Source organism: Mesorhizobium sp. M0045 (assembly GCF_040323385.1).
GTDB lineage: Bacteria > Pseudomonadota > Alphaproteobacteria > Rhizobiales > Rhizobiaceae > Mesorhizobium.
Window position 1 is genome coordinate 1 of record NZ_JAMYUY010000024.1, and the last position, 17,449, is coordinate 17,449.

Consider the following 17,449-nt stretch of genomic DNA (forward strand, 5'->3'; position numbering starts at 1 on the left):
CGAACACCTACAATCCGGCCAACACGCATATCGACTATTTCGGAATAGACCCCTATCCGGTGCGCACGGGAACGGACACGGTCGACTACGACATGATCGATCGAGCCGTGGCTGCAGCGGTGAAATCGGGCATCCCGGTTAGCAACATCGTTCCGGTCTACCAGGCCTTTGGCGGCGGTAACTGGGAGACTTCCGATGGCGGAAGACATGTCATGCCCACCCCCGAACAGATGCAAATCATGATCGATCATTGGGCCGCATTGGTTCCGACGCCTGCCTTCGACTACACCTATAAATGGGGAACGCAGAACGGCGACACCGCGCTTGAAAGCTCCTCCGAACTGCAGGCCTTTTTCCGGGAGCACAACCTCGCTACCACCGAAACCACCCCGCCTCCCGTCGACACAAGCGACATCTTGTATGGCACCAGTGGCGACGATGTATTCCACGGAGCCGGCGGCCACACGATGATCGGCTATGGCGGCAATGATACCTATTATGTCGATGACATCCGCGACAAGGAGATCGAGGCTGCGGGCGGCGGTACCGACAAAGCATTCGCCTCCGTAAGTCATGCGCTTGCGGCCGGATCGGAAATCGAACTTCTCGCCACCAACAGCCCGTCCGGTACCACGGCGATCAACCTGACCGGCAATGCGTTCGCCCAGACTATCCAGGGCAATGCCGGCGCCAATGTCATCAACGGCGGGGGTGGGGCCGATACCATGACCGGCTATGGTGGCAACGACACCTATCATGTCGACAATGCTGCCGACAAGGTGGTCGAGGCCGCTGCCGGCGGCTCCGACAAGGTGCTCGCCTCGGTGAGCTATGTCCTTTCGGCAGCCTCGCAGGTCGAACTTCTTGCGACCACGAACCCCTCCGGTACGGCCGCAATCAATCTCGTTGGCAACGAATTCGCCCAGACGATCCAAGGCAATGCCGGTGCTAATTACATCAACGGTATGGGTGGCGCCGACACGCTGACAGGCTATGGCGGCAACGACACTTACTATGTCGACAATGCCGGCGACAAGGTGATTGAAGCGGCGGTCCCGGGCCACGACAGGGTATTCGCCTCGGTGAGCTATGCGCTTTCGGCCAGCTCGTCCATCGGGCTGCTCGCCACCACGAACCCGTCCAGCACGACGGCAATCAACCTCACCGGCAACGAGATCGGCCAGACCATCCAGGGCAATGGCGGAGCCAACATCATCAATGGTGGCGGCGGTGCCGACATCTTGAGCGGTAACGGAGGCAATGATGCCTTTGTGTTCAACAGCGCTCTTGGAGCCGGCAATATCGACAGGATCACCGACTTCAACAAACTCCAGGACAAGATCCAACTCGACGACGCGGTTTTTGCCGGGCTTAAGCTGGGAGGCCTTTCATCCGATGCTTTCTTTGCTGGCACGGCCGCGCATGATAGCTCCGACCATATCATCTACAACAACTCAACAGGAGCACTCTCTTTCGACAGCGACGGGATCGGTGGCGCAGCTCAAATACAGTTCGCCACGCTCTCTCCAGGTCTGTCGCTTGCAGCAGGTTCGTTCCTTGTGATCTGAACGACCCGGAACGGCGGACCTTCTGCTCGAGCCGGTCCGCCGCTCCGTCTTTGTTCAAGCACCGGATTTTCCAAGCAAGTAACCAGTCCGGGTGGCGCTCTCCTTCTGGAGCTAGCGCGACGTGCCCTCGATAAGGTTCGCCGAAAAATGGAAAGGTATCGTCCTTATCCTCCTGATCCTGCTTGAAGGCTTAAAGACGCAGGGATGGTTTCACCCTGTGTCAATACTGAGATTTGGCGATAGCCCGCAGCGGCCAAAAGCGCTCAAACGCGTTTTGTCGCCAACTTGACTTTGAGCAGAGATGCGGAGCTCCATCCAACTTGCTACCCTCAATTATGCACTTGTGGTCGCGGAGGAGGGCAGCTTCCTTCGCGCCTCGCGACGTACAGGGATCGATCACTCCGCGCTCAGCCGGCGCATCCGCGATCTCGAATACGCGATGGGTACGCGGATATTTCATCGCCATGCCCGCGGCGTCGGCCCAACCCCGGCCGGCGAGCGCTTCCTGGAGCATCTGCGCTCCGTGCTGCTCGAGCTCGACAACACGCTCACCCTGGCCAGGTCCGGCACCAAACATGACCAACAAAAGCTTTCCATCGGCTCCAACGGGATCCTCCTCGCCGGGCGAGCCTTGGATGCAATCATCGAGTTCGGGCAATCTCATCCCAACGTGACCATCAGCTTGACAGAAAGTCCTTACCCTTCGCCTGAGGCTGCTCTGTGTGCCACTCAGGTCGACGTGGTCGTGACCTCCTCCTCCCGATTTACCGGCGGCGCATTCGAATTGACGCTGTGGAGAGACACTCTGGCTGTCGTTCTTGCCGCAAATCATTCTCTCGCCAGCCGTTCCGTGATCGAGTGGCACGAGTTGCAGCAGGAGACATTACTGGTGCGCAGGGGCGAAGCATTTCAGCTCGCCGACGCCGTTGGACGCGCCGTGCAGCTTCCTTCAATCGTCGAACATCACGTCAGTGCGGGCATCCTTTTGCGCCTTGTCGGAAACGGGCTCGGAGTCGCTCTGATTCACGACCAAGATGCCGACAGTGTTCCTCAGGATGCGGTCTGCCGCAAGCTGCGGATCGGGGGCAAACCAATCCAGATCTCCGGTCTAGCCCGTTGGCGCCCCGACAACGCCAATCCTGCCCTGCCGACCTTCATCTCTTTCCTGCGCGATCGGTATTCGTGCTGACAGTCATCCGACCGGCATGACCCGAACAGTCACCCGGTTTCAGAGTGCGTTGGGTCTGGCGAACGAACGCTCTGTCTGTTGTCATGAATCGTGTCAGCATCGGCTCATCAGCTTGCCGGATCGGCGGCTACCTGTCCAGTCTCGCGGCCGAGCAATTCGGCATAAGGACGAGATCGCGATGAACCGCGCCGGACAGTTTGACAGTGATTTTGACCGGACGGTCAGCGGGTATGGCGGAGAGTTTCAGCTTAGTCATGACGGATCTTTCGGCGTCGCACCCGGTCAGCACCAAAGCCTTCGGCGATGCGCACCAGATCACAGAGCGCTGAGCGGATTTGCGGCCAAGGAAATTCGGAGCATTCCTCCCATGCCTCGCCCTCGCGCAATACGGCATCGAGCTTGCCTGCCACACCGGCGACGGTGGTGGCGGGAGTTGCTGAGAATGCTTGCATCACATCTTGCATTTTCTCGCCAGCCTCGCGCTCGGCCCTGAAGGCGGCGGTGTAGCCAGTTTCCTCGGCAGCCGCATCCCACCGCGCCTGATGCGCAAGGAACTCAGTTTCGGCCTTCTTTCGGACAGCGGCGGTATCCGGTCCGTTGCCGAGCACCTGATTGAGCGCCTCGATCGAGTGGACCGTCAGTTCCTCACCTTCTGGCACGCGGAGGGTCACACAAGGGAAGCCGACTCTCTCGACAACCTTTGTCTCGAGGCGCTGCTGCCTGCGGCAAAGCCGCTCGGTCAGTTTGTGGACTCTCTCCCATTCCCGCCAAAGCGCCAGCGCGGGATCAGAACGCACATTCGTGCTTCCGGCGCCGCTTGCGGACGCGTTGCCTTCGAGCGTCCACGCAGTTGTGGCCACAACTGTTCCCGCAAGCACTCGCCTGCGGGTGACGTAAGGCAGAGTCGTGGTATTGTCGGAATCAGCCATGATCCGAGCTCCAATCAGCTTGGGTTGCGGTCAGGCCGGGCGGGATGGTGCAAACATCCTGTTCGGCCGCGAACTTGCCGCACGTACAGCCGGGACAATTTGACAAGTTGCCGGGGAAAAGTCAACCCAAGAGATAAACGTTTGACTTATAGTAAGATTTCTGCCGCGCAGTGCCGGGGCGCTCGCGCGATGTTGGGAATAAGTCAGCGCGAGCTGGCGGACGCGGCCAAGGTATCACGGCCTACGGTGGTCGATTTCGAGCGAGGCGCCCGGGTTCCGCATCCGAACAATATGGCAGCGATTCGCCAAGCGTTGGAGGTTGCCGGCATCGAATTCATCCCAGAAGACAGCGGCGGGCCTGGCGTACGACTGGTACGCCGTCCGGAAAGCAAATGACCTGACGGCAGCGAGCAAACCCGAATCCGGGGGCATCCCGCCACCGTATCGTAGACCGGCAGGCGCACCGAACGTCATGTGCAGGTCGGCTATTCCCAGCGCTGCACCCTCCTGCGGGAGGTAGGTTCTGTGGAAGCCCTGCGGGCGCCCGAAGAAGTCATGGACATGCAGGTGCCCGCCACCGCGCCATGGGTCGCACCTGCTCGCGGAAGTTCAGGCCCGCGAGTGGTGGACTCAATATAGGCGTGGCTGAAAATCGATAGGTGCCACTTGGGATGGCCGAGCGCCTTCACCTGCGCAATCTCCGCCGGGCTGCGCCGACACTGCCCCGGTTCTGGCGAAGAGGTTCTCGAAGACGATGCGCGCCCCATAGGGCTTGCTGAACTCGGCAAGCTCTAACAACGCTTCGCGTTCGCGTTCCTCGGCACGGGCTCGTTCGACACTCTGGTCGCCGCCAAAATGCCCACTATGCTGGACAAGGACGCGCGCATCGATCCGATCGCAAGTTCGATCAAGGCCTTGGCGGCATCAATCCGGTAGCGGCGGACCGCCGGGTCCATGAGGTTCGATGAGACGACGCCATGAACCGTAGTCGAATTGGCCGGTCAGCGCGACAAGCCTCTCGGCTCTTTCAGAGATGACACGGCGGGACCTGCTGTGAGGTCGAGGGACGTCAATCTCAGTTCGACGGCTTTGACGCCCATATCGGCAAAGCTGCGAAAAGTCCGCTACAACACTCTCCAACCGAGATTGGCAGACATAGAATTGAAACCGGCTGCAATGATGCTGCCAATATGCATTTCCCAAGGTCCAGAAAAGCAGACTCTTGGCGCCGGGGCTGCGAGCTCTTCAAGAGCACGTTGATTCGCGACGAACCTTAATGCAGAGAATCCCTGTCCCCGAGTAAGCTGTTACATAAATCACCTTATCGCGTCTCGGATATTGCATCGCCCATCAACTGAGGGTGGGAACCGGCAAGATGCATCCAACGAAGCACAAAAGTTCGACCCTGCCCTTGCAGCATTTCCGGCGCTCATGTTGTTTATGATGGTGACTGGACCGCTATGGCGGGTTAGTGGGTCTAGGAGGCTGTGGATTTCCGCATGCTGCTACCAGATAAATTTATACGCTATGCGACCTCATCAAGAGTGGCCGCTGGAACAATGAGTTCGTTGATGGTTCCGGCGTGCCCGTAGGCCCCCGCAAGAGTGGGTGAAGTTCGGTAACAGGTCAATTTCTTGGCGACACGTAGACGTTACAGCCCGCCTGTATGCACCCGCGACGGCTCAGATCTGTCTGGGTCCGATCGGCGCCCCGAGAGGCGAAGATTTCCGGATCGAGGCGCTTGAGCCACTGCGGCCAAGGCAGAGCGATCAGATTCGTGTCATACCGTCAGAGGCAAGACACTAGCAATCGGGGGAACAGATGAAGGAAGAGAACGAGGTTGAGAAGCTGGTGCGCACGCTGCGCGCTCGAGCACCTGATGACGCGGCGGTATTGCTGGCCCGAGAGTCTCCCGAGTTTATTCGGGAAACACTGATGCTGTTGCCGGACAGGCACGCCCGTAAGGTGGCGGAGCATTTGCCGCCGCATATGCGGCCAGCCAAGCCTAATGGCGATGGCAAGGGCCTCGCGATCCCCGAGTCGCTCATCGAGCTGATGGACCCGATTCCCGCCAGCGTTCCCGTCAGCACGACGGTAGCCGCCGCCGTGGAGGCCGTCAGACGCACCCAGGTGCCGACCGAGCTCACTTATCTCTACGTCACCGACCGGGGCGACAAACTGGTTGGCCTCGTGGTCCTGCGCGATCTGATGCTGAGCGAAGCGGACGCCACGGTAGATCAGATCATGCTGCCAAAGCCGTTCGCCCTCCCCGTTGATCTGTCCTTGAGTGACGCCTGCAAGGCTGCGGTGCGCAGGCACTACCCTGTCTATCCGGTTGTGGACGGGGAGGACCGGCTGCTCGGGCAGGTTCGCGGCTGGCGCTTGTTCGAGCAGCAAATCATCGAGATTTCTGCCCAGTCGGGCCAGATGGTAGGTGTCCAGAAGGAGGAGCGTTCTTTCACACCGCTGTTTTCAGCCTTCCTGAAGCGTCATCCGTGGCTGCAGCTCAACCTGCTGACGGCCTTCATGGCCGCTTTCGTGGTCAGCTCGTTCACAGGCACGATCGAGAAGATTGTCGCCTTGGCGGCATTCCTCCCGGTCTTGGCCGGGCAGAGCGGAAACACCGGCTGCCAGGCGTTGGCTATGACACTGCGTGGCCTTGCCCTGGGAGATGTGGATAAGCGACCGAAACTGCACCTGGTGATCAGGGAGGGCGCGCTCGGGATCGCCAACGGCGTGCTCGTCGGTCTTGTGGCGGCCGCGGCCATGTGGTTCTACGCCTCGCGGCAACCGGAGTCGGCAGCCCAGGCGCCGATGCTGGCACTTGTCATCCTGCTCGCCATGTCTGGATCGTGCCTCATGTCCGGAATCTCCGGTGTGCTGATCCCACTGGGCCTGCGGCGGGTCGGCGCCGATCCGGCCGTAGCTTCAGCGATCTTTCTTACCACCGTCACCGATATCGTAGGCATGGGCCTGATGCTCGGGCTGGCCACCATGCTCGTGCTGTAGTTAGCGGCGCGTCCGCCCATGCGGGTCCTGCACAGGACGCGCATCGGCGGGATCACCACCGTGGGATTTCTGGCAGGCGTAGCATTGCCGATGTGCGTCTCCTCCGGCGTCCTTGCCCTATCACCGCTCGGCGCAGATCGGGTGGCGGAAGGCGCGCTTGCCGGGGTCATCGCTGCCATTGTCGGCGGCGTTGTTGCGTCCGCATTTCAGCGGTCGTGCTTCGTGACGACCATGCCCAGCAACTCGCTGATCCAGGCCAGCCTGCTGGGATCCCTGCTGGTCGCTCTCGACGGCAACACGACCGTTATCGGCGCCGTCGTTGGCGTGGCCCTGGCCTGCATCGTCTTCATAATCGAAATGAACCGGCCTGTGGTGCGGCGCAAGGAGATCGTCGGCACGACGCGCTCGAGGCGCATCCGTTCCACTGCTCAGACCGAGTTGCTGGCGATTCACGGGCGGGAGCTGGCAGTTCTCGAACTGCAGGGCGTGCTGTTCTTTGGCAATGCCGATGAGCTCGCGGAGGAAATTGACCGGCTGCCCAGCGTGGTGCGGGTGATCATTCTCGATTTCCGCGCTGTCAGCGACGTCGACGCCTCCGGCGCGTTGACCTTGCAGCAGATCTCCGCTCGCTGCGCCCGGCGTGGCCAGCGATTGTTCTTCGGTGATCTCAGGGACGCCGAGGCCCTGGAGGAGTTTACGTCACAAAGCGATAAGCCCAACATCAACCGCGATCTGGAGGCGGCGCTGGAGCGCTTCGAAGAGGAAATTGTTGAGCGCGCGGACAGTTCTGCCCGCTCGGTGATAGAGGTGCCGCTTGGGCGCACCGATTTCGGCATGACCATGGCACCGGAAGATCTGAAAGTGCTGATGAGTTATCTCGACCGCGTCGAGTTCCCCCGAGGCACAGTGCTGTGCCGCGCTGGCGATCAGGCCGACCGACTGTGGATGCTGACGCGCGGCTGTATCAGCGTCTGGGTGGATGCGCCTGGCGGACGGCGCCGGCTGGCGAGCATCGGGGCTGGATGCACAGTGGGGGAAATGGGGTTCCTGACCGAGCGACCGCGCTCGACCGACGTGATCGCGGACGAGGACGTTGTTGCCTATGAGCTGACCTCGTCGGCCGCCAACAAGATATCAAAGGCCAAGCCGCATATCGCGCAAGCCGTGTTGAGAAGCATTGCCCGCCAGCTCTCCGATCGCCTCCGCAATGCGACGGAAGACCTTCGGATGAGCCATATGTGACATTGATGGATCAGGCCGCGACCAAATACGTGCAGAATCACGCGAACTATATTGATCTTGAAGCAAGCCAGGTTCGCTATCGCGTGATGAGTTTTGTTAGTTTCTATCGCGACCGAATATTTCGACCAATACAGCAACGCCGAGAAGATGTTTTTGCAACCAGCGCAGCCGAAATACGAATGGACCCGATAGTTTGTTGCGCGGCTGCAACAGCTGTTGAAAACTCGGACGATTTCGCCAAAGTTCAGTCGCCTTTTTTCTTGTGGTCGTGCTAAGTCCTTCGCACTGGTCGGGTTTGGGGTGGTTCTCGGCATGCAATCTTCGTTTCGAACAATCGTCGGCTGCGCCGCGGCGCTGCTTTGTAGCGGCGCATTGCCGGCTGGCGCGCAGGGTCTTTTTCCGGCCTATGACGATGCTTTTTCAGCCCGCATCGCCAGTCCGTCGGACAACGGAACGCTCGCCCAGTTCGTCACGGTTGCCGTCAATGCAGGGCAATACGACCAGGCGATCTCCTCGATCGAGCAGTATCTGATCAAATATCCCCGCGATGCGCGTGCCCGGCTGGCGGCCAGCCGGTTGTACTATCATGTCGGCTCCTACGAATTGGCCCGGCGGCAGGTGCAGTACGGCATCGAGGTTGGGGGGCTGTCCGCGGCTGAGCAGCAGGAAGCTGCTCGCCTGCTTGCCCGCATCGAGCGCGCGTTGCGTGGCGTCACCTGGGAACTCGCCCTGACCGGCGGCGTGTTCAGCGCATTCACCGATTTTGAGCCGGGTGGGGCGCAGGACGACGACAGCTTCGTCTCGCCCTATGGGCGGGCCGAAGGCTTTGTGCGATGGGACCTCGGCACGCCAAGTGCCGACGCCCTCGTCCTTTCGGGGTCATTGACTGCGACACAGCGCTTTTTCACGGAAGACTTGTCGGTTCCGGGTAGCAAGGAGACTTTCGTCCACGGCAACGCCGCTATCACCTGGGACAAGGGGCTGCCCAATAGTGGGATCGATTCGCTGCGCCTGTTACTTTCGGCGTTTACCGTTACAGATCGTTTCGACAGCGACATCCAAGAAACCGGCATCGGCCTCAGTGGACGCTTTCTTGTGCGCCCGACGGTCGAGACGACGCTTTTTGCAGGCGGCGGCTACATCGATCTAAGCGCCTCGCAAGGCATTTTCGCCGATAGCAGGGTTTTCTATGAGGCAGGCGGCAGCTACCGCTTCCGCAATGGCCAGGCGCTCGGACTGCGCTTTGTCGGCTCGAATGACTTCGCCTCCGGATCTGGCGAAATCGGACACAGCTACACGGGCGAGATCCGCTATGGCGGCCTGTTGATGACCGTACCGGATCTTTTCGCATGGTCGCACCAGGTCGCGTTCTCGGCCGGCCACAGCAACACTCCCGATCTGTCCGTTGGCATCGGGACAAATATCAAGAGCGACTTCTGGCGCATTGCCTCGGAAAGCGATTTTCAGCTGACGGAGTCGCAGAAGATCAGCGTCGATCTCGCCTATCGCGAAACCAACTTCGACATCGCCAACCGCGACCGGAAATCGTTCGAAATGCTCATGAGCTACACGTTGACGCTCAATTGAAAGAGGCCGCGATGAGGACCCCGTACCGTCAGATCGCCATTTTTGTCGCCTGCCTTGCCTTCGCGGCACCATCCGCCGCTGAAACGATCGGGTCGATGACGGCCTACCAGACCAACATCGTCCGCAACAACGGCGGGACAATGAACGTCGGTGCCGGCGTCGAACTCGGCGATCAGTTGCGCAGCGATCCCACTGGTCTTGGAATGCTGGTGTTCCGGGACGAATCGAGCGCCAAGATTGGTCCGAACACCAGCCTGACGATCGATGAATTCGTCTACAATCCGGGCTCCGGATCTGGAAAAATCGACATCGGGATGAACAGCGGCCTGGCCCGTTTTTATGGCGGCCAGGTTTCGAAAGGCGGCGTCATGCAGGTTGCGACGCCGCATATGGTGCTCGGGGCGAGAGGCGGCATCATCGAAGTGCTGGTGGCAGCCGGCCAGACCGTCGGCATACTGCGCGCCGGCCGCATGACCTGCACGATCAATGGCAAACGGCTGGTCATCACAAACCCGGGCTACGCCTGCACATCGGACGATGGCAAGCTGCTGACCGGCTACGGCGGCATCGACACCTTCCCGATATTGGACAGCATCGACCGGATAGCCGGCACCGGCCTGCCAGGCGCACCGGGTCCTGGATTGGATGTAAGCGCGATCTGTGCATCGGCACTCGGCGGCTCCCTCAAAGTCTGCGACTCCACCGACGGCGCATTGCCCGGAGTGGTCATGGAGTTCCCCGACAGCCTGACGCCACCTGTGGGCGGCGGGGTGGAGGATGATGGCGAGTGTGAGGGTGAAGGTTGCTGCTACTACTGCAATTAGGCCTGGCCGCACGACATGAGCTTCTTGGTCGGTTGGCGCTGGGCTGATTGGCGGCAAGCTGGCAGGCGCAAAATATCGGGTCTCGCGGTCGTGCTCCTGCTGCTCGCTTGCCATTTGGCTTTCGACGGGCCGCTGTCGCGCCTGCGTGAGCGCACGTACGACTTCTACCAGTTTCTCGCCCCGCGCCAGGCGACCAGCAATCCTGTCGTGATCGTCTCGATAGACGACGCCAGCCTCAAGGCACATGGGCGATGGCCCTGGAACCGTGGCCTCTTGGCCGATCTGGTCGATGGCATCACCGCATCCGGCGCCCCGGTGATCGGGCTTGCGCTGGTGCTGCCCGAGGCCGACACCTCGCCTGAGGGCATTGCCGGAGACAAGCGCCTGGCAGCGGCGCTGGCCAAAAACCGAACGGCGCTTGCCGTCAGCCTGGGCAACGAGGCGACAGTTTCAGAAGCAGAGCCCAAGGCCGGCTGGTCGATCGTCGGGCAAGTACCCGACACACTTCCCGGCTTCACCGGCCTGACCGGCTCGCTTGCCCAATTCTCGAACGCCGCCGCGGGCCTCGGCGTCATTCGCACCTTGCCCGATCCCGACGGCGTACTGCGCCATGTGCCGCTGCTGTGGCTTCGCAATACCGCTCAAGGCGTGCAGCTGTGGCCGTCCTTCGCACTCGAGCTCCTGCGCCTTTATGCCGGGCAGGACGGCTACATAGCCCGCCTGAATGCCGCCGGGTTCGATGCACTCAGGATGGCCGGCGCCATCGTGCCGCTCGAACCGGAGGGGAGCATCCGCCTCTGGGAAACCAGCACCGATACGCCACGCATATCTGCCCGCACTATCCTTTCGGGCGACAGTGATCAGCGGCTGCGGGATGCCATTGTCATTGTCGATCTGTCGGCCGTGGGACTGACGCAGTACCTGCCCACCCCGACACGTCCAGCGCGACCAGGCGCGGACATCCACGCCGATGCAATCGGCCAGTTGCTTGTCGGGCGCTACTTGGCAGAGCCAAGGCACGCGCGCACGGTGGAGCGGCTCTGGTTTGTCCTCACTGCCCTCATGTTCATCGGGCTTTCCGGAGTGCTCGCCGAGCGTGTCGTGCTTGGTGCCCTGGCTCTCGCGCTGCTGGCCGTCACGCCCTTCGTGTTCGGCGCTCTCGAATACAGCATGCAGGGTACACTCTATGACCCGCTGCAGCCGGCGCTTGCGACGATCCTGGTAGCCGGCTTCGAAGGCTATGTCCTCTACAGGCGCAGCGAGCAGCGCCGGTCCACCCTGGCACGGCAGTTCTCCCAGTATCTGTCGCCTTCCGTGGTGCAGCGCCTCGCAAGCTCGGACACCGAAGCCATCCTGTCCGGCGAGAAGCGGGAGATCACAATCCTGCTCAGCGACATACGCGGCTTCACGACGATGAGCGAACAGCTCGATACCCAGGAAATTGCAAAGGTGGTCAACCACTTCCTCGGCATTGCGACCGATGAGATCCTCAAGCGCGACGGCACCATCGACAAGTTCATGGGCGACGCGGTGCTCGCCTTCTGGAACGCGCCGCTTGATCAGCCGGACCATCGCGAGCGCGCGCTCGCAGCGGGGCTAGCCCTGATAGAACGGGTAAAGCGTGAAGACGCCGCTTTCACCGCCGACGGCCACCCCTCTATCGCAATCGGCGTCGCCATCGAGACCGGCATCTGCTCGGTTGGCAATTTCGGCTCCGAACGGCGCTTCGATTACACCGCGATCGGCTCGCCCGTGAACCGCACGGCACGGCTCGAATCGACGACCAAGAAGCTGCGCATCCCCCTGGTGCTTGGTCCCGGCTTTGCGAAGGGAGCATCGATGCCAGTTGTCCAGGCGGGCGCCTTTGAGCTCCAGGGTTTCAAGGGCGAGGTGCCGGTTTTCACCGTTCCGGAGATGCACAAAGGCATGAGCCGCGAACAAGCGATTCAGAATGGCGAGCAATCTGGCGGCCCAGCCCTGGTGGAGGGTTCACCGCTGTCCTCAAAAACAGCTCCTCCTGATCCTGCACCCGGAGACTGATCGGCTCCAGCGGAGCGCGGGGGTGCCGCCTGCCTCATGACCTGACTTCGGGAGGCCTCGCAAATTTGCGTGGCCTCCCCGGTTCGTCATTCGCCGCGCATGGTTGCCTGGAAGGCCGGTAGGTGCTTCTTCTGCGCCTCGAGCATTCTCTCGCGATAGACGCCATAAATGACGTCGGTGTCGTGCAGTGTGACGCCGGCAATCGTCGGCGAGGCGAAGACCGGCAGCTCGATGCCGCGCTTCGTAAGCGCCTCGGCGGTGCGGGCGATCAACTCATGCGCCAGGATCATGGCAAGCACGGTCGACGAACCGGAGACCGGCCGGCTCCAGCCCTCGACCGGCACGATGGCATCCTCGATCGGCGAGCAGGTGTCGATGACAAGGTCGGCGGCGTCGGCCAGCCGTTTGCCGGAAGAGTGCGTCGCCGGCTTGTCGAGATTGTTCTTGCTGGTCACCGCAACGACAAAGATGCCGCGTTTTTTCGCGTAAAGCGCGGTGTCGATGCCGGACGAATTGCGGCCGCTGTGGCCGAAGATGATGATCGAATCGCCTTTGTTGAGCGGCTGATGATCTAGGAATTTCTCGGCGTATTTCTCGGTCCGCTCCAGCCACAGAAGTTCGCGCACGCCACCGGCGCCGAGCACATTATGCCACATGACACGCGGGTCGGTCAGCGGATTGAAGCCGACATAGCTGCCGTAGCGCGGAAACACTTCCTGGACCGGCAACACCGAATGGCCAGAGCCGTAGAGATGAACCAAGCCACCGCTCTCGAGTGTGTCGGCAAAGCGGCTGGCCGCCTCACCAAAGGCTTCGGCATTGGCTTTCGAGGCCTGTTCGATAAGGGCGGCAAGGCGAGGTATGTAAAGATCGGGCACGTCGGTACTCCTGTTATGGTCGGCTTGGTATGGCTCAGCTTCTTGCGGTTGGCGCGGCGCGACCGGCACGCAGCGTCGAGCGGATTTCGTAGCGGTCCCCACGCATGACCGAGACGGTGAATTCGAATGGGCCGCGCTCGTCGGTGGTGATGCGCTCGACCACGAAAGCGGGACTCCCCGCGGGCAGATCGAGCAACTCGGCATCCGCCGCTCCGACCGCACCGACACGGTAGTTTTCGCGTGCCGCGACCGGCACGATGCCGTAATGGCGCTCCAGCGCTTCGTAGAGCGAGCCCTGCAGCAGGCCGGCATCGAGAAAGCCGGGCACGCGCGCGGCCGAGAGCTGCGCCGTCTGGATACCGATCGGCTCGTTGTTGCCGAGCCTGAGCCGGCGGACGCGCACCACCGGGTCGCCTTCCTCGATCTCCAGCGCTCCGGCCGCGGCGGCATTGGCGGTGGTCAGGCTGCAGTCGAGCAAGCGCGAGCCCGCGACCACGCCCATATTGCCCATTTCCTGCGTGAAGCTGGTCAGTTCGCGGGTGCCGGCGACCAGCGTGGTGGAGCGCACGAAGGTGCCACGGCCATGTTCGCGCCTGAGCAGCCCGTGCTCCTCCAGATTGCGCAGCGCGTGGCGCAGCGTGATGCGGCTCACCCCGAACAGGGCGCACAGTCTGTCTTCGGCCGGAATCTGGTCGCCAGTCGCCCACTCGCCACTCTTGACGATGGCGCGGATAGCCTCTTCCACCTGATACCAGAGCGGCTCGGGCCTTTTGCGGTCCGGTTGCTGAAAGCTCGGCTCGCTCATCTTATCTGCCTCCACTGTGCTCCGGCGAGACCGGCCAGCGAGGCGCCGACGAGACCGGCGCGGGAACCGAATTCGCCGGACCGCAGAACGACGCCGCGCAGATGCGGCGGCAGCTGACGCCGCAATGCCGCAAGTAGTGGCGGCCCTACCACGTCCAGCGCATCGGCAAGGCCGCCGGAAATCAGGACTGCCTGGGGATCGAGCAGCGCGGCCGCACCCGCAAGGGCGGTGCCCAGCCGGCGCGCCGGCAGCTCCAATGCGTCAAGGGCGGCCGTCTTGCCAGCCCGGGCCGCCTCGACCAGCCTGCCGCCGTTGGCCAGCCCGATCTGGCGTGCCGCGGCGTCGAACGCCCGCCCGGAAGCGAAGCGCTCCAGCCAGCCGCTGCGGTCCTCGCCTTCATCCTCGATGTCGGCGCAGGCCCAGCCGAATGAGCAGGCGCCGCCACGTGCGCCGGCGACGATGCGATTATTGGCCAGAACGGCGGAGCCGATGCCGGTGCCGATCGCCAGCAGGATGGCATCGGACAGGCCCTTTGCAGCACCTTCGACCGCTTCGGCCAGCATGGCGATCTGTGCGTCATTGCCAACAGACAAGCGCAGACGAGGAAACAACGCCGCGATGTCGACACCGTCGAGATAGGGCAGGTTCGGAACCCAACGACAGACCGAGCCTTCGACAAGCCCCGGCACCGCCAGCCCAAGGGCGTCGACCGGACCGGCCTCGGCGCGCAACGCGCCGATACGGGCGACGAAGGCATCAAGGCTTCCCGGCGCAGGCTCGCGGCTGAGCATCTCCAGCCAGCGAACATCGCCGGTATGGATTGCGGCGCGTAAATTGGTGCCGCCAAGATCGATGGCCAGAATGCGTGTCATCGAGAGCGGCTCCGATTGGCAGCCGGCGCGAACAGCCCGCTGCCGGCATGCCAGGATTGCGAGGCCGCGGCAAAACCCTGCGCGTAGCGCGTGCCGCGCAGACAGCCGCGCAGCCGATAAAGTGCGCTGTAATAATCGACATACGGGAAACTGCTCAGGCCACGTGCCAGTTCGTATTCCTGCACCGCCTCGCTCCAGGCGTCGAAGCCGTCACTGACATCGACGAGATGCTCGGCACGAAAGCCCTCGTCGTCCTCCCAGTTCTCGCCGAACAGCAGCAGTTGCGGCGTGTATGCGCCATGATCGCGCTTCAGCGTTGGCAATGCCGCAAAGAAGATGCCGGTCTGCGTCAGCCGGGCCGCGGCGCGATGGTCCTTGTGCCAGCTGCCATGCCAGTGGGTGATAACGATTTGCGGCTTCAACTCGCGCACAACGTCGCACACCTTGAGCGCCGTCTCGTCGTCGCAAGGCAAGAAGGCGTCGTGCAGCCCGAGACTGCGCATGGCAACGCCTAGCCTGGCTGCGGCCTTTGCGGCCTCCTCCTGCTTCTGGACGCAATAGTGCTCGGGGATGAGGCTTGGATGGCCCTGTTCGCCCATGCTGAGATGCAGGAAGGTGACTTCGGCGCCACCTTGCACTGCCGCCGCCGCCAGCGGACCGGCAATCACCTCGGCATCGAAGGCATGCGCCCCGACGACCAGGATTGAGCGTGCGGCATAGACCTTGTCCTCGATCATTTCACCCCTCCCCCGGTGCCGACGCCTTCGCGAATCTGGCGGGCGAGCAGACAGTACATGATCAGGATGGGCGCCATGGAGATCGCAAGCGAGGCGAACACCAGGCCCCAATCCGTGCGGAACTGGCCGACAAAGACGCTGATGGCCAGCGGCACGGTCTTGTAGCGATCATCGAAGATGAAGATCAGTGGGAAGAAGAAGTCGTTCCAGACGGCGATAGCTGTGAAGATGGCGACGATCGATATTGCGGGCTTCACCATCGGCAGCACGATCTGGAACAGGATGCGCGCCTCGCCGGCCCCGTCCATGCGCGCCGCCTCGTCGAGCTCGGACGGCAGCACCCGCATGAAATTTGCGAAGATGAAGACGGCGAAGGGAATGCGGATAGCCGAATAGACGAGGATCAGGCCGGTCAGCGAATCGAGCAGGCCAAGGTTGCGCATCAGCGTGAACAGCTCCACCGAGGCAAGCCGGATCGGCAGCATGATGCCGGACAGGAACAGGCCGAGCATGATGCCGTTCCAGCCCAGCCGATAGCGGCTCAGCGGAAAGGCGGCCATTGCCGACACGAAGATGGTCAGGATCACCGCACCGCCGGTGACGATCAGGCTGTTGATGAAATTCTGGCCGAGATCGGCGCGCGTCCAGGCCGCAACGAAATTGTCGAAGGCAAAGCTTTGCGGCAGGCCGAGCCTGTTGTCGTAGATCTCCGCCGTGGTCTTGAAACAGGAGACGACGAGAATATAGAGCGGCAACAGCACCGCTGCGGTCCACAGGACCAGCGCCGTCCAGCCCGGCAGCCGTGCGAGCTGTTGAGGGATGACGAGGGCGTTCACAATTGCACCGTGCGACGGTCGAAGAAGCGTAGCATCAGAAGCGTGCCGATGCTGAGGATGAGAAACAGCAGCGTTCCCAGCGCAAGCGCCAGGCCTATATCCGTGATGCCGACCGCGCCTTCGGCGCCGAAGGCGAGCCGGTAGAAATAGGTTACCAGCGTGTCGGTCGAATAGCTTGGATTGCCCTGCACGCCTTGCATGACATAGACGATGTCGAACTGGTTGAAGGTGTTGATGAACGACAGCGTCGTCAGCGTGCCGATGGCCGGCATCAGCAAAGGCAGGGCAACCGAGACCAGCATGCGGCCGCTGCCGGCGCCGTCCAGCCTGGCAGCCTCGAATATCTGGCCGGAAATCTGCCTGAGGCCGGCCGTGTAGATCAGCACCGGCAGGCCCATCCAGTTCCAGGCGTCGACGGCGATCAGCATCGCCAACGCCGTGTGGCTGTTGCCGAGAACGGTCAGGCTGCCGTGGTGCAGGCCAAGGCTGTTGAGCATCCATTCGATGGTGCCGCCGGGCGCCAGCAGCAGGCGCCACAGGGCGCCAACGATAACTGGGCTCAGTACCGCCGGGAAAAAGAAGACCGACTGGAAGAAGGCCGCACCCTTGTCGCGCAGGAACAGCAGCCAGGCGAACAGCAGGCCAAGGCCGTTCTGAAACAGCATGATGCCGAAGAACCAGGCGACGTTGTGCCAGAGCGCTCCGTAGAGCCGTCCGCCGCTCGGGAAAACGAACAGGCGGGTAAAATTCGACATGCCGGCGTACTCCAGCATGCGCAGGCCCCTCCAGACGAAGAAGCTGCCCCACAGCGACATCAGCAGCGGATAAAGGACAAACAGCGAATAGACGGCCAATGCCGGCAGGATGAACAGCACGGCCATGCGCTGCTGGGTGCGCTGAAGGCTGCTTTTGCGGCGACGGGCGATCATGTGC

At 62.1% G+C, this 17,449-nt stretch carries 16 protein-coding genes; 8 read left to right on the forward strand and 8 right to left on the reverse strand.

Features of this window, described 5'->3' with window-relative positions:
* On the forward strand, positions 1 to 1,568 hold a 1,568-nt coding region (locus NKJ72_RS26615), incomplete at its 5' end, for a calcium-binding protein (protein WP_352480108.1).
* Positions 1,569 to 1,869: 301 nt separating this feature from the next.
* Positions 1,870 to 2,757 carry a LysR family transcriptional regulator gene (locus NKJ72_RS26620; RefSeq protein ID WP_352480109.1) on the forward strand — a complete coding sequence of 296 codons (888 nt, stop codon included), beginning with the start codon at positions 1,870 to 1,872 and terminating at the stop codon, positions 2,755 to 2,757.
* A 127-nt stretch (positions 2,758 to 2,884) separates the two neighbouring features.
* Here NKJ72_RS26620 and NKJ72_RS26625 read toward each other — a convergent pair whose 3' ends face one another.
* The gene (locus tag NKJ72_RS26625) at positions 2,885 to 3,013 is read right to left on the reverse strand and encodes a DUF2274 domain-containing protein (RefSeq protein WP_352480110.1); all 129 of its coding nucleotides are present in this window, start codon (positions 3,011 to 3,013) and stop codon (positions 2,885 to 2,887) included.
* Positions 3,006 to 3,686 (reverse strand): hypothetical protein, encoded by a 681-nt coding sequence (locus tag NKJ72_RS26630; RefSeq protein ID WP_352480111.1) that lies wholly within the window; start codon positions 3,684 to 3,686, stop codon positions 3,006 to 3,008. Before NKJ72_RS26630 ends, NKJ72_RS26625 begins: the two co-directional genes overlap by 8 nt.
* Positions 3,687 to 3,875: 189 nt before the next feature.
* Between NKJ72_RS26630 and NKJ72_RS26635 the strand changes: the two genes are divergently transcribed.
* From NKJ72_RS26635 to NKJ72_RS26660, 6 genes are all read left to right on the forward strand, one after another.
* Positions 3,876 to 4,082, forward strand: a complete 207-nt coding sequence (locus NKJ72_RS26635) for a helix-turn-helix domain-containing protein (RefSeq protein ID WP_352480112.1) — start codon at positions 3,876 to 3,878, stop codon at positions 4,080 to 4,082.
* Between the two features lie 1,425 nt (positions 4,083 to 5,507).
* Positions 5,508 to 6,695 carry a magnesium transporter gene (locus NKJ72_RS26640; RefSeq protein ID WP_352480113.1) on the forward strand — a complete coding sequence of 396 codons (1,188 nt, stop codon included), beginning with the start codon at positions 5,508 to 5,510 and terminating at the stop codon, positions 6,693 to 6,695.
* Between the two features lie 141 nt (positions 6,696 to 6,836).
* A complete protein-coding gene (locus NKJ72_RS26645) occupies positions 6,837 to 7,937 on the forward strand; it encodes a cyclic nucleotide-binding domain-containing protein (RefSeq protein ID WP_352480114.1) in 1,101 nt (366 codons plus the stop codon).
* 312 nt (positions 7,938 to 8,249) lie between these two features.
* Positions 8,250 to 9,524, forward strand: a complete 1,275-nt coding sequence (locus NKJ72_RS26650) for a tetratricopeptide repeat protein (protein WP_352480115.1) — start codon at positions 8,250 to 8,252, stop codon at positions 9,522 to 9,524.
* A gap of 11 nt (positions 9,525 to 9,535) precedes the next feature.
* Positions 9,536 to 10,348, forward strand: a complete 813-nt coding sequence (locus NKJ72_RS26655; RefSeq protein WP_352480116.1) for a FecR family protein — start codon at positions 9,536 to 9,538, stop codon at positions 10,346 to 10,348.
* Positions 10,349 to 10,363: 15 nt separating this feature from the next.
* Positions 10,364 to 12,388 (forward strand): CHASE2 domain-containing protein, encoded by a 2,025-nt coding sequence (locus NKJ72_RS26660; RefSeq protein ID WP_352480117.1) that lies wholly within the window; start codon positions 10,364 to 10,366, stop codon positions 12,386 to 12,388.
* Positions 12,389 to 12,474: 86 nt separating this feature from the next.
* Here the strand turns inward: NKJ72_RS26660 and NKJ72_RS26665 are convergent, their stop codons facing one another.
* Genes NKJ72_RS26665 through NKJ72_RS26690 form a run of 6 tightly spaced genes read right to left on the reverse strand, consistent with a single transcriptional unit; the run spans position 12,475 to position 17,445 of the window.
* A complete protein-coding gene (locus NKJ72_RS26665) occupies positions 12,475 to 13,266 on the reverse strand; it encodes a sugar isomerase domain-containing protein (protein WP_352480118.1) in 792 nt (263 codons plus the stop codon).
* 34 nt (positions 13,267 to 13,300) lie between these two features.
* Positions 13,301 to 14,071 carry a GntR family transcriptional regulator gene (locus NKJ72_RS26670; RefSeq protein ID WP_254820103.1) on the reverse strand — a complete coding sequence of 257 codons (771 nt, stop codon included), beginning with the start codon at positions 14,069 to 14,071 and terminating at the stop codon, positions 13,301 to 13,303.
* Complete coding sequence (locus NKJ72_RS26675) at positions 14,068 to 14,943, reverse strand: ROK family protein (protein ID WP_352480119.1); 876 nt, start codon at positions 14,941 to 14,943, stop codon at positions 14,068 to 14,070. The genes NKJ72_RS26670 and NKJ72_RS26675 overlap by 4 nt, the downstream gene beginning before the upstream one ends.
* On the reverse strand, positions 14,940 to 15,680 hold the full coding sequence (locus tag NKJ72_RS26680) for a PIG-L deacetylase family protein (protein ID WP_352480120.1): 741 nt from the start codon (positions 15,678 to 15,680) through the stop codon (positions 14,940 to 14,942). The genes NKJ72_RS26675 and NKJ72_RS26680 overlap by 4 nt, the downstream gene beginning before the upstream one ends.
* Positions 15,677 to 16,516, reverse strand: a complete 840-nt coding sequence (locus NKJ72_RS26685) for a carbohydrate ABC transporter permease (protein WP_352480121.1) — start codon at positions 16,514 to 16,516, stop codon at positions 15,677 to 15,679. Before NKJ72_RS26685 ends, NKJ72_RS26680 begins: the two co-directional genes overlap by 4 nt.
* Positions 16,513 to 17,445, reverse strand: coding sequence for a carbohydrate ABC transporter permease (locus NKJ72_RS26690; protein WP_352480122.1), 933 nt, complete (start codon positions 17,443 to 17,445; stop codon positions 16,513 to 16,515). The genes NKJ72_RS26685 and NKJ72_RS26690 overlap by 4 nt, the downstream gene beginning before the upstream one ends.
* Positions 17,446 to 17,449: the final 4 nt, after the last annotated feature.

Excerpts from the sequence above, each read along its gene's own strand:
- NKJ72_RS26670 (WP_254820103.1), bottom strand. The coding sequence starts at position 14,071 with ATGAGCGAGCCGAGCTTTCAGCAACCGGACCGCAAAAGGCCCGAGCCG.
- NKJ72_RS26675 (WP_352480119.1), bottom strand. The coding sequence starts at position 14,943 with ATGACACGCATTCTGGCCATCGATCTTGGCGGCACCAATTTACGCGCC.
- NKJ72_RS26630 (WP_352480111.1), bottom strand. The coding sequence starts at position 3,686 with ATGGCTGATTCCGACAATACCACGACTCTGCCTTACGTCACCCGCAGG.
- NKJ72_RS26640 (WP_352480113.1), top strand. The coding sequence starts at position 5,508 with ATGAAGGAAGAGAACGAGGTTGAGAAGCTGGTGCGCACGCTGCGCGCT.
- NKJ72_RS26655 (WP_352480116.1), top strand. The coding sequence starts at position 9,536 with ATGAGGACCCCGTACCGTCAGATCGCCATTTTTGTCGCCTGCCTTGCC.
- NKJ72_RS26620 (WP_352480109.1), top strand. The coding sequence starts at position 1,870 with ATGCGGAGCTCCATCCAACTTGCTACCCTCAATTATGCACTTGTGGTC.
- NKJ72_RS26650 (WP_352480115.1), top strand. The coding sequence starts at position 8,250 with ATGCAATCTTCGTTTCGAACAATCGTCGGCTGCGCCGCGGCGCTGCTT.
- NKJ72_RS26635 (WP_352480112.1), top strand. The coding sequence starts at position 3,876 with ATGTTGGGAATAAGTCAGCGCGAGCTGGCGGACGCGGCCAAGGTATCA.
- NKJ72_RS26680 (WP_352480120.1), bottom strand. The coding sequence starts at position 15,680 with ATGATCGAGGACAAGGTCTATGCCGCACGCTCAATCCTGGTCGTCGGG.
- NKJ72_RS26625 (WP_352480110.1), bottom strand. The coding sequence starts at position 3,013 with ATGACTAAGCTGAAACTCTCCGCCATACCCGCTGACCGTCCGGTCAAA.
- NKJ72_RS26660 (WP_352480117.1), top strand. The coding sequence starts at position 10,364 with ATGAGCTTCTTGGTCGGTTGGCGCTGGGCTGATTGGCGGCAAGCTGGC.
- NKJ72_RS26690 (WP_352480122.1), bottom strand. The coding sequence starts at position 17,445 with ATGATCGCCCGTCGCCGCAAAAGCAGCCTTCAGCGCACCCAGCAGCGC.